Source organism: Peribacillus sp. BM1 (genome assembly GCF_056679975.1).
Map to the genome: position 1 here is coordinate 3,343,534 of NZ_CM155259.1, position 14,521 is coordinate 3,358,054.

Here is a 14,521-nt window from a genome sequence, read left to right on the forward strand (position 1 = left end):
CTGTGATTTTCTTCATCCCCACCTACACCTACGCTTCCTCTAAGCCTTGAGGGGGTACTGCCCGTTAATACGAGATAAAAAGAATGTTAATAATTGCAGTCTTTATATTTATTGCAAAAAATAATACACATTGGCAGTGTGCATTGTTTGTCGTTCTTATTTATGCCTTGGATTATCAATCGCTTGAAGCATTTTTGTCGTAGCAACCATTTCACTACCGCATAAAGGACAGCTAGGCTGTTCACTCATTGTAAAATTCGCTCGAACCCATCCCTTACAAGTCGGAGATGCACAATCCCAAATCTTTGTTTCTTCCGGTTCCACTTCTTCTGTATTATTACGTCTATACAAAATAGCTCACTCCTTTGATTAAAATGGTTCGGTGCGTATTTTTCAAAAAACTTGCCTGTAAATAATCGTTCTCTTTCATTATACCATAAGAACAGCCTAAGCGCTTTGCAAAAGGAAAACTATCGTCGGATCATAGTTAGATCTTTCCCGTTTTGACTCTTATCTTTTGGCTGTTTTCGCATACTTTGTTGCTTTTGAATGATATTTACACGACTATTCTGGGTTGATTTCCGTTTCAGGTACTTGCTTTCCGCGGGCGGTCTCAGGAGCCTCGCACCTTCCACTACAATCAACATCTGCTCGAATTTGTTACTTGCAAAAACAACAATCTTTACGAAAAGAGCCTATCTTTTTAAGAATTTAGAGCTAGCAAGGAGAATAGCCTGTAGATTAAGAAATAATTTCAAAAAATAAAAAGCTGCTCTTTCTCATAAGAGCAACTTTAGTTAGTCTATCAATGATGACCAGCTTTTCAAACTAACTTCGAAAAGCATGAGAGTAATTTCTGTTCCAAACCTAAAACAATGAAAGCCCTGCCTCTCTCCCATCTCTACGGTTCCTAGACCGCGCCAGTGAGAATCAGATTTGACTGTAAGCACATGTTTATTAAAGGTAACTGTCGGAAATCCCTAGACACAAGGGTTCATAATCCAATGGAAAGAAAGAATAGAAGTGTGTTTACTTGAAGAATAAAAAAACTTGTGAGGAAAAAACAAATGGGTTTCTTTACTTAATAGGCCATAAGGCTTCATAACATACACGTTGTCGTACTTCTATGCTGCTAAAACAAAACTGTTTTACCATGCTTTAATAAAAATGTTCTATATAAAATTACCCTCTGTGTTATTCATAAGAAAAACACCAAGATAACCATCATACCATTGTTTAATAAAGAGGTCAAGTTCTCTTTTCATGAACAAAGGGATTACCATTCAGGCAACCCCCTTCACTTCTTAACGATAAGCATTATACTCGTTCGAAATTTTCGGTAACTCCCTTACTTCTTCAACTAGATTGCTCCCACACATTGGACAAGTATTTTCTGCACTTGCAAAATCTTTTCTCATCCAGCCATTACAAGCCTCAGATTCACATGAATAGACGTCTGTATCGACCATTTCAACAACGGGTTCCTCTGCATTCTTTTTACCAAAGTACATAAGAGTAACCTCCTTTATGGATAGTATACTCATAATTACCAGGATTTATTTATCAAAAAAATAGTCGGATTTTATTTATCCCGCATTAACGAGCAGTGAAACCCCGCTGATTGAAATTTCACTTTATCTAATTAAGCGGACATTCAAAAAATAGTCAACACTCAAGTCTGCTGATACATAAAAAAATCCTCTTCCATCTTCTCTCTAATTCAATGGCTATGTTAAACAATTTTAGGCTCATTCATGTGAAACCACAGTTACAAATGAATGGTCCAGATAATCAAAACCGTGTCTAGCATAGATTATTCAATAAGTATTCGCTGTAATGCCAACCAATACTAAAAAAAACACGAGAACAATAAGGTACAGTCCGATAATAATGGCTATTAGAATCAATTGTGCCTTAGCAAAATTCCGCCTGTTCAAATTGGTGTCACCACCGAATGCCCAAACAAACAACAAGATAATATTAACAACTGGAATGATTAACAATGCTAAAGTACCCAACCAACTTTTGACTGAAACTACATCCGTATTACTTGGGGTATACGCCTGCTCTTGAATTGGTGTATCACGATTCTCTTCCATCTGTCCCCTCCAAAAATCAAATGTAAAACTAATAAAACTACAATCATTCACTTTACTTAGCCACGATAAAAAACAGTCATTTTAGATGTTCAATTCTTTTTTTGATACTCATCTAACATTAACAATGAAACAGAATACTAACCTCTGAAATTAGTATACTCATAAAAATTGAATTTATTTATCCAAATCATCCATTGGTTTGTCCCATTTTCAATAATGCTAATTTTATCATGAAGTAGGAAATATCCTCTGGTACATTTTCCTTAATCGGCTTGAGCTTCTCAGCACCTGTGCTTTCAATAGCTTGATAGATCAACTCCAGTTTCTCCTTCGGTAGCAACGTTTCCCACTCTAAATCAAAACCGCCTTCCGCACATGTTACAAGATGATTTTCAATGGTTATTCTACTTAAACCACGAGTGCTGGCTATTTCACTCATACTATTTCCCTCTTTGTACAAACGATAAGTTTCTAGATGCGTGGCTTCTTTTTTAGTTTGTTTTTTCACTTCAGCATGAGCCACAAGAGGTTTCTCCAATTCAGCATCGGGATTGTCAGCTAGATATTCAGCAATTGTTTGAAGAAATTGTTCCCCGTATCGTTCTTGTTTCTGTGCCCCAACACCTTTAACCATAAGTATCTCCGAAACTGTAACCGGCAATTTGGCTGCCATGTCTTTTAACGCAGCATCGGAAAAAATAATAAAAGGTGGAACTTTTTCATTCTGAGCAATTTCCTTTCGAGTTTGGCGAAGCATTTCGAACAAGCCGCTGTCGATATTTGTAATAGTCTGTACCTGTTTTAATTCTTTTTGCATTACCTTCCGTTTTCCTAGTAAAACTTCTTTACCCGTATCACTTACCTTTAGCACTGGAAACTGCCCGCCGGTAATTTCTATGAATTGTTGTGCAGTTAAATAGTCGATAAAATCCGCAACATGCTTGGCTGATTTCGCTGAAAGAATGCCATAAGTCGATAACTTTTGGAAGCCAAACTCTTCTATCTTTTTCACCTTTGAACCCGTTAACACCTGACTAATTAATGTTTTCCCAAAACGTTCATCCATTCGGATCATGCAAGACAAAACCATTTGTGATTCTGTCGTTACATCCATTTCAGCACGATTATCTTTACAATTTTCACAGCGCCCGCAATCATCAGGGTTTTCTTCTCCAAAATAGCGAAGGATGAAGGCTTGCAGGCACCCTTCTGTGAAACAATAATCCTTCATTTGATTCAGCTTCTGTAACTCCTGATGCTTCCATTCATCTGTTCCTTGCGATTGATCAATGAAAAACCGTTGAATATGTAAATCCTGGGGCGAATAAAGAAGGATGCATTCACTTTCAAGTCCATCTCGACCAGCACGTCCCGCTTCTTGATAATAACTTTCCATATTTTTCGGTGTTTGATAATGTACAACAAACCGCACATTCGATTTATCAATCCCCATTCCAAAGGCAGAAGTAGCCACCATTACCGTTATATCGTCCTTTAAAAAAGCGTCCTGTTGACGTGTACGCTCCTCCTCATTCATCCCAGCATGGTATCTGCCTGCTTTAATCCCAGTATTCGTAAGCTTTTGTGAGATCCGGTCCACATCTTTTCTTGTTGATGCGTAAATAATCCCTGACTCACTATGATTTTTTTCCAAATATCTCATTAAAAACTGCGCTCTATTTTCATCCTTCATAACGGAAAAGGTAAGATTACTTCGTGCAAATCCTGTGGAGAATTGATGGTCTAAATCGATATCTAGAGTCCGACAAATATCTTCCTTGACGATTGGCGTAGCAGTGGCTGTAAGGGCGAGGACAACCGGGTTCTGCGGAATTTCTTGTAGAAGTGTATTGATTTTCAAATAACTCGGACGGAAATCATGCCCCCATTGTGATATACAGTGTGCCTCGTCAATAGCAACAAACGAAATATCCAGTTCACTTAATTGATGCAAAAAATGAGGAAGTTCTAATCTTTCCGGAGCAATGTACACCAGTTTATGCATTCCTGCTTTAATCTCAGCAAGTCGTTCTGCCGCTTCACTAGCACTAAGGGAACTATTTAGAAACGTAGCTGAAATGCCATTTTGGTGTAAAGCATCCACCTGATCCTTCATTAATGAGATAAGGGGGGAAATGACAAGCGTAATTCCGGGAAAAATAAGTGCGGGGATTTGATAACAAATTGATTTCCCTCCACCAGTCGGCATAATTCCAGCCGTACGGTATCCTGCTAGAACAGATTCGATAATTTCTTCCTGTCCTGATCGAAAGGAATCATATCCGAAATAGGTTTGAAGCAGTTGTTGATGCTCACTTTTCAACACATTCACCCTTTCCATCCATTTTCATAGATTGTATAAGCTCTTTCATTATACGAAAAGATAGATATGATGACAAATTGAATGATAATGTGAAACTTCAATCAATGGAGGTCTTACTGTCAGCTAAGCGTGGGATAAAAAAGAAAAGAGTCTGACCTCACTACACTATATACCGTTTATTGTGTCATTTACACATAATATAAACAATATATAGTAGATGTGGGTTCAGACCCTTTTGTTATGGGATAACCATCTGTTTATTATCTGACCTTTAGTTTAAAACTTTAACTTTCACATTTTTTCTTCCCCATTTTTTTGCATCTTGCAAGTTAGGAACAAAGACATCGATTTTATTCCCTTTAATCGCTCCGCCGGTATCCCCTGCTACTGCGTATCCATATCCTTCAACATAGACTTTCGAACCTAATGGAATGACAGACGGATCGACTGATATTACCTTCGTATCAGGGTTGTTTTTTAAATTAATTCCAGTTGCCGTGATTCCGCTGCAGCCATTACAACTTGCCGTATAAGCTGTTGCAGTAACGCTTATTTCCTTTGCGACGTTTTCCGTGCTAGTTGCAGTTTTTGCAGTCTGTTTAACGACTGGTTCTGCTGGTGCTGTTGATACTGGCTGCTTTGTAGACTCTGTCTTTGGAGCTTCAACAGGTCTTGATTTTTGAACAGACGCAGACTGAACGGGTGCCTGACTTGTACGATCCAAAATAACAACCTGATTGCCAGGGTAGATTAAATCACTTTCGATTCCGTTCCATTCTTTAATTTCATCGACTGTTACGCCATTTGTTTTCGCAATACTCCATAATGTATCGCCAGATTTAATCGTATAATATTCTTCATTTGAAATCTTTAATATATCGTCCGTATGTATTCGAGCCGTTTCCAACCCGTTCCATGTCATAATGTCTTCTACAGATACCTGATGTGTTTGAGAAAGTCCCCATATTGTATCTCCATCTTTCACTTTCACATCCTGCGCATTTGCTTGTGACCCTAGACTAACGGACAATACCGCAACCGCAGCTAATGATAAGATTGATTTTTTCATATAATAGTTCCCTCCCCGTTATGCTTGTTCAAGCTAACAATATTCATGTTAACACAGAATCTCCCCCTGCAAAGAACAAGCAGATAAAGATCTAGTAACAAACATAACAGAAAGATGACAACGAGATAACAATGAAACAGAATAGTCAATTTATTATCAGTACAAAAAGGATGATGAAATTTCCCACTAAATCACAGTGGAAAATTTCATCATCCCTAAGCTTTATTTTCGATTTGATGAATAGGTCCAGCCATCTTCCTGATAGACCTTGTCTTCTTTCATTAGTTTACCTAGTGCACGTTTGAACGCACCTTTGCTTAAGCCAAAATGGAAATTCACATCTTCTGGCAATGTTTTATCGCCATATGGCATTGCACCGCCACGATTTAATAAATATTTATAAATAACCGCTGCGTCTTCTTCCATTTTATCTTGTTTGAAAGGTAAAAGGGAAACATTTAACGTACCATCCTCTTTCCGATCAATAACTCGTCCTTCCACAAGCTCACCAAGACGAGGTTCCTCAACCCGTTCCGTTTCATGGATAAAGCATCGATATCCTTCTTGGGAGATGAAAAAAGAGCCAACCATTAATAATCGGTAAACGTTTCCTTTAACAGAATCGTTACGAATTCCTTTTAATGGGGCTTCGACTGACATTTCCTGCATTACATCTTCTGACGCAAGTTTTCCTAATAACCTTTCATGACGATCTGATTTTAGTGAAATATATAAGGCATCTCCCACTTTCGGCCATAGATGACGCAGGTTCGGCAAATCATCAACTGAAACTAGGATATCTTTACTTAAGCCAATGTTTACGAATACACCCATTTCCTTTTTCACGCTGACAACCTCTGCCCAGCCATAGCTATCGAAGCGCACTTCAGGGATTTTCGTCGTTGCAGTCAAGCGACCCGTTTTATCTAGATAGACAAAAACCTTCACTTTATCACCAATTGAAATCTGTGAATCAGATTGGATTTCACTGTTCGGTAGAAGGATACTATCCATCCCGTCACCAATAAAATAACCAAACTCAGCTTCTCGTTCCACTTCTAATTTAATGGCCATTCCAGCCTGAATCTTACTCATCTTTATACCTCCTGAAGCATTTCGCTACATCTACTTCTAATATTGTACCCGTTTTTTATCGTTTAGCGTATTAAAAACGGATAATAGTTGTCTTTAACTATATTCGTCTGTCCGCATCCAGCGCTAGCAGCCACGTTTCTATTCTGATTACCATATTTGAATTTATCATTTTTCGAAAGAGTTGTATATGTTTAATTTAAAAAAGCGCGGAGTTACTGCAAGTAACTCACTGCACCTTTTCCATCAATCTTTACATTATAAGAAAGTTGATTGAGCTTTGATATAATCGCTTGGTTATAGTTTTCGTCCATGAATTGTGGTTGTCCTTTGACAATTTTCGCAGGTTTGAGCGAAGAAGAAATTTCTCCATTATCTAAAGTAACTTGGACAATCAGCGTTTCTGAACCTTTTGGCGAAGCCGATTCTGTGAAGATGAAATTACCAAGGCTATAATAAATGGGACAGCCTTTGTACTCCTCGATCCCCATTAATGAGTGACTGTGAGAGCCAATAACGGCTGAAGCACCTGCATCAATGAAAGCTTTCCCCATTTCTCTAGCATAGCTTTCGGGGTAATCTTGTCTTTCTCTATTCCAATGAATCATTATCATTAGATAATCAGACTGGTCAGCTGCTTTCTTTATATAGGTCATCATCGGTTCATTTTGATAGCCACTTGCAATACCAGGTTGATCCTCTTTTGCAACCCAAGATACCTCAGGTAAAACCCTACTTATTCCAATGATCGCAATTTTCTTACCGTTCACTTCCTTATAAAAGGCAGAAAAAGCCTCTTCCTCGTTATTCCCTGCACCTGTATAGGCAATATTATACGATTTCAAATGATCAAATGTATCACGTAGTGCGTCGAGTCCATAATCTAGTGTATGATTATTTGCCAAGGAAACGACATCAACACCTGAGTTGACTAGACCTTGCAATGTCTTTGGTTCCGATCGAAAGGTAAATTGCTTATCAGATGGAATGCCACGTGTTGAGACTGATGTTTCAAGATTAATTGCCGTAATATCAGAGTTCTGAAGCCTTTCACCAACTTGTATAAATGGATAATCTACTCCATTTGCATCTATTAATTGCCCGACACTTCGATCTAACAAAACATCTCCGGTAAACGTTACTGTGATTGGATTATGTGTTTGCGACTGCTCATGCTTATGTACGTCCGTTTTTTTCTCTAGAAAAGAAGATTCTGGAACTTTCTTAACAGCCACTTTTGGAACCTGATTTTCTTTTTCAGAAAAAGCTGGTACGGCCTGTTTTTCCATCGATTGCAGTTGAAAAAGATAAAATGCGACACTAATAATCAAACAGACAAATAATAGTAACGTCGTTTGAATAAGTAGTTTCCTTGTTCTTCGCGGTTTTCTCCCCATATACCTTCTCCGTTCCTATTTTATAGACTTTATCTGTCTATTATACCAACACTGGTAATTCTGTTAAACTCATCCAGCTATTCTTCCTAAAGATTTCAACATCCCTAACACCAATCCCAATAATTGTAAATTATTTATTCAGGCACTAAGATTTGACCTTGTTTCCCATTGCTTAACAGAGTGTGCATAATCACTTTTGAAAGTTGGCTTGGCTGATAAGGCTTTACTAGATATTCTTGAGCACCTAAAGAAAAACCTTGTTCTTTTTCATCTAGAGCTGTTGAAACAAAGATGGGTATATGTTTGAATCGTTCATTTCCCTTTAATTCTTTCATAACACTCCAGCCATCCATTTCATCTTCTTCAAGAAGAATATCTAGAACAATGGCGTCTGGGGCAGCTGTTTTCATTTGTTCCAACGCTTGGCTTCCACTGCTAAAGTAACTTACATGGAATCCGCTATCAAGTAATTCAAGTTTTAAAAGTTCAGCTAAACTTAAATCATCTTCAATGACTATGATATTGTAATTCAAATCTGATGAGATTCCTTCCGTTTGTTTCGTTAGCTCCCTTGTTATCACCCTTGGAAATTCAAGCTTGAAGACACTTCCCTTTCCATATTCAGATTCGACGGTTATTTTTCCACCGCTAGCTTTAACAATCTCTTCAACAATTGCTAGTCCAAGGCCAGTTCCGCCAATTCTTCTGTGATCCGAATTGTCAACTCGATAAAACTTTTGGAATAAATGTGGAATGGCGTCATTAGGAATACCTAATCCTTCGTCCTCAATTTCGATGAATACAGATTCAGGGTTCTCATTTATCCTAACTGTAACATTTCCTCCATTTGGCGAGTATTTTATTGAATTGCTAAGAAGATTCGTAAACACTTGTTCAAGCTTAGATTTATCTCCAAAAATAATGGACTGATGAACACCCGATTTAAACGCAAAATGATGAAGGGTCGTATTCACTTTTTGGTGTTCGATTGTAGTTTCAATAATTGGATATAGATCCACATATTTCTTCTCATACGTTTGCTTACCTGATTCCATTCTTTGAACATCAAGGAAATCATTAATTAATAGAGTTAACCGATTTGCTTCATTATAAATCGTCTGTAAATATTTCACTTTTCTTTCAGGCTTTAATTTTTTATTTAATAGAAGTTCCGTAAAACCCAGGACACTTGCTAGAGGAGTCCGTAATTCATGACTCACTGTGCTTACAAATTCAGATTTCATTTGATCAACTTCGTATTCCTTCGTTATATCACGATGAACAAGGATTGTTCTTAGAGAATCATCCCCATGATAAATCGTTTTCGCATACACCTTCATTATTTGTTTTGTATCCTTTTTACAATAAACAAATGATTGCTCTTCTTCTGCATTTACAGCAGATTCAATAGTTTTTTTCAAATTGACAAGGAATTTATCCCCTTCTATTTGCTCAGCCATAAGCGAGCTCCATTCAGTCCATGACAATCCTATCAATCCATTTATTAATTGTTTTTGATTAAAGATGGAATTTAGACGCTGATTTACTTGAATCATTTTACCATTTTGATCAATCAACTGAATCCCTTCTTGGACTGCATTTAAAATATCTTGATTTAAATTACGATTACTCTCCGTTTCTTCATACATCTTGATTTTTTCAAGAGAAATTGCAATTTGTCTCGCTAATGCTTCATATTCACTCAAATCCTTGTCTGAGAAATTGTTACCGTATCGGCTGAACACCATGATAGCTTCAACTTTATGCGAAGATGATAGAACGGGTAAATACAAATCATAACTATAGTTTATATTCTCATGATATCCTTTTTCTGCAATTTCTTGTTCCCGTTTCAAGGTAAATGCTTGCTTTGTCTCAAATAGACGCTGTACCAACCCTATATCCATAAAACGAATAAATCGATCGATACCTATTTGAGTTAGACCAAAAGCGGCATAAGCGTCTTCTTCTACTAGTTTAATGATTCCTCGATCTGCACCAATCAGTTTACACATGTTTTGAACAACACTTTGAAGAACTTCTTTTTTATTTAAGGTATTAGAAATACTATGAATTAATTCATTTCTTCTAGTGAGTTTTTGCTCATGTAATCTGAGATTTTCTAACGTGACTTCAAGTTCATGCTGCTGTGCATGTAATTCATCTTGTTGGGCTATTAACTCTTCATTTTGCGCAACTAATCCCTGTTCTTTTTCCTGAATGCTTTCAACCATCTTCTGGAAAGCAACAGATAGCATACCTAATTCGTCTTTTCTCTTAGGATCTACATGAATAACCGCTTCTCTACCAGCGGCAATTTCATTTGCGGCAAATGAGAAGTCAATCAGTGGTTTACCAATATTTCTAAAAATCATTCGAATAATATATTGGACGAGCAATAAGAATAGAACAATAAAACCGATAAAGATTAGCTGTAAATTTGATTGATTTTTACTAAGTTCGACTACATTCTTCGCTAACTGATTATCAAGCGCTGAGCTTTTGGCCTTCGTATCTTTTAGAAACCGTTCCACTTTCATGGTAGTCTCTGTATTTGCTATATCAAGAATTTCAGTATGATTACCATTTTCATAATTAGTGATAATATTTGGCAACACATCACCAAAGTAATAATCAGAAAACTCAACCATTTCTCGGTAATCGGATATTTCAGAAATAGTCACACTATCTCGTTCTAGTACTGAGATTAACGCTCTTATACCCTTTTCTTTCCCTCTTGCACGCTCCATCAATTGTGGGTTATTCGATGCAACATATCCTCTAATATCTAAAAAAACAGCGTTATATTCATCATAAATCGTATTAATCGTTTTCCGTTCTTCAACGAGCACTTTGCGATTCTCGATATATTGATGATTTAAGTTTTGTTGAAGAAAAAACAAAATGGCAGTACCAAAAAGACCAAATATTAAACAAGCACTGATGAGTAAAATAACCTGTCTGGACAGGCTGTTCCGAAAATAATTCCTAAGCCTCATTTACAATTTCCTCAATTTTTTCTAAAAGTTTAAGAGGACTGAATGGTTTTTCCATAAAGTAGTCAGCACCTGCTAACAGAATTCTTTCTTGTTCATAGGCTTGGCTTTTTGCTGAAAGCATCAAAATTTTCGAATGTCCCAGTGTTTCTCCTGCCTTAATTTTTTCAATAAGCTCAAGACCTGTATATACCGGCATCATATAATCAAGAATTACAAGATCATATTTTTCCAATTTCAAATAATCAAGTGCTTCTTGGCCATCAGCCGCTTCGTCAACGATAAAATCTTCATCCTCAAGCGTGTCAACAATTAACATCCGTAACACTGCTTCATCTTCTGCCAATAAAATCCGTTTCATGTTTTTCCTCCTTGAATAAAATGAGTAGAAATCGAAAATAGCTGAATCACCCACATTATTTTTCTATCATACTCATACTTGTAAGTGATCTTCTAATAACACCCATTCTATATAGATCGGATTTTTTGTCATTTTTTCTAGCTTATCTGCATTATTTTTCTCGTTTTAGTAAACGTTCAATTCGCGCCTGTAGTTCAGGCATTGAGAATGGCTTTGTAACATAATCATCTGCACCAAGCTTTAATGCTTGAGCAATATTTTCTTTGCTCTTTCGTCCAGTCAGCATTAATACCGAGAATTGGTTTGCATAAGGACCAGTTTTCACTTTTTGTAGGACCTCAAGTCCATCCATGATTGGCATGACCCCATCAACAATCAAAAAATGATCCCGACCGTCATCTGCCCTTCCTGATTCAAAAAATAAAGGCCCGTTTTCAAAGACGGCAATATTTAGTTCTATATGACCCATGTCAATCGATTCGATTATTTTATAAAGCATGGTCCGAATAATGATATCATCGTCAATGACTGACACATTAAGTACATTCTTTTTGTAACAAAGGGCTTTTCCAGCAGTTTCAACTCTCGCTCTACCTAATCGCTTTGCCGCATATAAGGCATGATCTGCACACTTAAACGCTTCGTCAGGAGTTACGAATTCATCATCAACCGTAAACAATCCAGCAGAGAATGTGACTGTAAAACTCTTCTCTTTATAAATAAACACTTTTTGGGAAAATGCATGAATAAGTTCCGTCAGCCTTTGTCGAGCATCTGTATTCTTGGTTCCTGGAAATATAATGACAAACTCTTCTCCCCCATACCTGAAAATTAGGTCGGAACTTCTAATGGATCTCTTAATAAATTGGGCAAATTCATTTAACACTATATCCCCATACAAATGTCCATATGTATCATTCACGTGCTTAAAGTAATCAATATCTACCACGCTGATTGAGAAAGCCTGTTTCGACCGTTTAAATTCTTGAAAATATCGTGGAAGCGTTTCTTCCAAAAATCTTCTATTATAGATTTGAGTTAATTCATCTATTAAGACCGATTGATCAAACATTTTCTTCCTTTGTAAATGTCGTTCTATCTTCACGATGAACTCTTCTATATCAATTGGCTTACCGATAAAATCATCTGCACCAGATTGATAAGCTTTTATTCTTGTTTGCTTGTCATTTTGTATACTTATTATCATTTTGGGAATGAAATACTTTTCATTATGAGTCTGTATATCCTCTAATACGTGAAAGCCGTCTTTCGTCGGTAAATGTATATCTAGAATTAAAAGATCAGGCTGCATTTCGAAATATTGATTAACCGCTTTTTCAGGATCTGTATTTGTTATGACCATCCAACCTTTTTCTTCAAGTACATCTTTAAGCAGAATTAACATGGACACATCATCATCAATTATCTGAATAAGCGGTGCATTCGAAGGTCGGATTGTACTAGTTTTTATTGTTACATGTTCAAAATTTTCATATTCATAGGTTAACTCCATTAAATCAAATAAAAAATTTCTTAGCTCATCAAGCTCCCAAACTTTTTTACTATTTTCATCCAGTTCCAAAAGCAAGCGATCAGATACTTGCATCAGGCCCCCAAGCTGAATGGTTCCAGCAGTTCCTTTAATCGAATGAAGAAAACGATAGACTTCTCTTTGAGGAATCCTTTCATTTTCTTTAGATTCAAACCAATCCATTAAAATTTTTTTTGTATTTTGTATTAAATGATTTTTATATTTTTCCAGATTCACAAATATCCCCCTATTACTAACATACCTTCATCATAATACAATAATAAACATGCCTTACAAATAGATTTTTTCATTTTGGATCACATTTTTCAAAGGTTCTTACAATTCATATTATAAACTTAAGAAGTTAGTCAACCTCAAAAATAAACTATTCGTTTATTCATAATTATCCATTCAATATTGCATGATATAATGACGATATTTGGTTCAGGAGGAGAAAGTAATGACAACAAAATTATATTATGAAGATACTTCAATAACAGCTTGGGATTCTGAAATTCTAACAGCTACTGAAAATGACGGCCATTTCTACGTAACATTGCTTGAAACGGCATTCTATCCAGAAGGTGGTGGTCAGCCAGCTGATCGTGGAAGGATTGGTGGAATTGAGGTATTAGATGTGCAAGTAAAAAATGAGGCAATTGTTCATGTTTTAGCCAGTAAGCCAGAATTAGGTAAGGTTCATTGTGAACTCGACTGGAAGCGTCGTTTTGACCATATGCAACATCACAGTGGCCAACATCTACTATCTGCTGTATGCCTTGAGTTATTTAATGCCAACACATTAAGCTTTCACTTAGGCATAGATTATGTGACGATAGATGTGGACATGAAAGATTTTTCTCAAGATCAAATTAAAACGATGGAACAACTTGCGAATCAATATATTTTCGAAAATAGAAAGCTGCACACCTATTTCATTACTTCTGAACAGCTTAAAGAATTGCCAGTCGTGAAGCTACCTAAGGTTACAGAAAATATTCGTATTGTTGAAATGGAAGGAATCGAATATAACCCATGCGGTGGAACACATGTCCGGCAAACAGGTGAAATCGGGATAATTAAACTGTTGAAAATAGAAAAACAAAAAAGCTTCTCTCGCATTTATTTCAAATGTGGATTTCGGGCGTTACGAGATTTCTCGGAAAGCTTAGCAATACTCACAAGATTATCCAGTAAATACAGCGCAGGACGAGATGACATTCTTGACCGTGTGAATAAGTCTGAGCAAAACCAAATGCATCTACTTGAGGAAAACGAAAAATTAAAAGAAGAATTGGCATTAATTGAAATGAAAGAAATCTTGTCTGAGAACAACGGGGTACTTATCACTCGCGAATTTTCCAATAAATCATTAAAAGAACTACAGCTACTTGCCGCGAAAATTACCTCTAAACGAGATGCTGTTGTCCTTTTCGGCTCTGTTCTAGAAAATAAAGCAGTGCTTTATCAAAATGGGGTAATAGAGGTGAATTGCGGACAATTTTTCAAACAGAACTTAGGAGTGTATGGTGGAAAAGGTGGTGGAAATGACAAATCAGCTCAAGCTGGATTTCCCAATTCTGAATCATTAGCCGGTTTTTTAACCTTTGCGGAATTGGAACTAAAGAAATTGACAGTGAACTAACAAGAGTT

General features: G+C 36.7%; 11 protein-coding genes. 1 reads left to right on the forward strand and 10 read right to left on the reverse strand.

Annotated elements, in window-relative coordinates:
• Nucleotides 1-156: 156 nt before the first annotated feature.
• The 10 genes from AC1MGI_RS16145 to AC1MGI_RS16190 all read right to left on the reverse strand — a co-directional run bounded on the left by AC1MGI_RS16145 (nt 157) and on the right by AC1MGI_RS16190 (nt 13,105).
• Complete coding sequence (locus AC1MGI_RS16145; RefSeq protein WP_062179105.1) at nt 157-351, reverse strand: cold-shock protein; 195 nt, start codon at nt 349-351, stop codon at nt 157-159.
• Nucleotides 352-1,304: 953 nt separating this feature from the next.
• Nucleotides 1,305-1,511, reverse strand: coding sequence for a cold-inducible protein YdjO-related protein (locus tag AC1MGI_RS16150; protein WP_062179103.1), 207 nt, complete (start codon nt 1,509-1,511; stop codon nt 1,305-1,307).
• Between the two features lie 306 nt (nt 1,512-1,817).
• Entirely contained in the window at nt 1,818-2,099 is a 282-nt protein-coding gene (locus tag AC1MGI_RS16155; protein WP_480346207.1) for a hypothetical protein, read from the reverse strand.
• 187 nt (nt 2,100-2,286) lie between these two features.
• Nucleotides 2,287-4,422, reverse strand: a complete 2,136-nt coding sequence (recQ, locus tag AC1MGI_RS16160) for a DNA helicase RecQ (protein ID WP_480346209.1) — start codon at nt 4,420-4,422, stop codon at nt 2,287-2,289.
• 271 nt (nt 4,423-4,693) lie between these two features.
• The gene (locus tag AC1MGI_RS16165; RefSeq protein WP_480346210.1) at nt 4,694-5,491 is read right to left on the reverse strand and encodes a 3D domain-containing protein; all 798 of its coding nucleotides are present in this window, start codon (nt 5,489-5,491) and stop codon (nt 4,694-4,696) included.
• Between the two features lie 222 nt (nt 5,492-5,713).
• Entirely contained in the window at nt 5,714-6,586 is an 873-nt protein-coding gene (locus AC1MGI_RS16170; protein ID WP_062179090.1) for a S1-like domain-containing RNA-binding protein, read from the reverse strand.
• A 212-nt stretch (nt 6,587-6,798) separates the two neighbouring features.
• On the reverse strand, nt 6,799-7,980 hold the full coding sequence (locus tag AC1MGI_RS16175) for a CapA family protein (protein WP_480346212.1): 1,182 nt from the start codon (nt 7,978-7,980) through the stop codon (nt 6,799-6,801).
• A gap of 134 nt (nt 7,981-8,114) precedes the next feature.
• On the reverse strand, nt 8,115-10,979 hold the full coding sequence (locus AC1MGI_RS16180; RefSeq protein WP_480346213.1) for an ATP-binding protein: 2,865 nt from the start codon (nt 10,977-10,979) through the stop codon (nt 8,115-8,117).
• Nucleotides 10,969-11,337 (reverse strand): response regulator, encoded by a 369-nt coding sequence (locus AC1MGI_RS16185; RefSeq protein WP_062179083.1) that lies wholly within the window; start codon nt 11,335-11,337, stop codon nt 10,969-10,971. The genes AC1MGI_RS16180 and AC1MGI_RS16185 overlap by 11 nt, the downstream gene beginning before the upstream one ends.
• 151 nt (nt 11,338-11,488) lie before the next feature.
• On the reverse strand, nt 11,489-13,105 hold the full coding sequence (locus AC1MGI_RS16190; RefSeq protein WP_480346215.1) for a GGDEF domain-containing response regulator: 1,617 nt from the start codon (nt 13,103-13,105) through the stop codon (nt 11,489-11,491).
• A 223-nt stretch (nt 13,106-13,328) separates the two neighbouring features.
• On the opposite strand from AC1MGI_RS16190, the gene AC1MGI_RS16195 reads away from it, so the two are divergent.
• A complete protein-coding gene (locus AC1MGI_RS16195; RefSeq protein ID WP_480346216.1) occupies nt 13,329-14,513 on the forward strand; it encodes an alanyl-tRNA editing protein in 1,185 nt (394 codons plus the stop codon).
• Nucleotides 14,514-14,521: the final 8 nt, after the last annotated feature.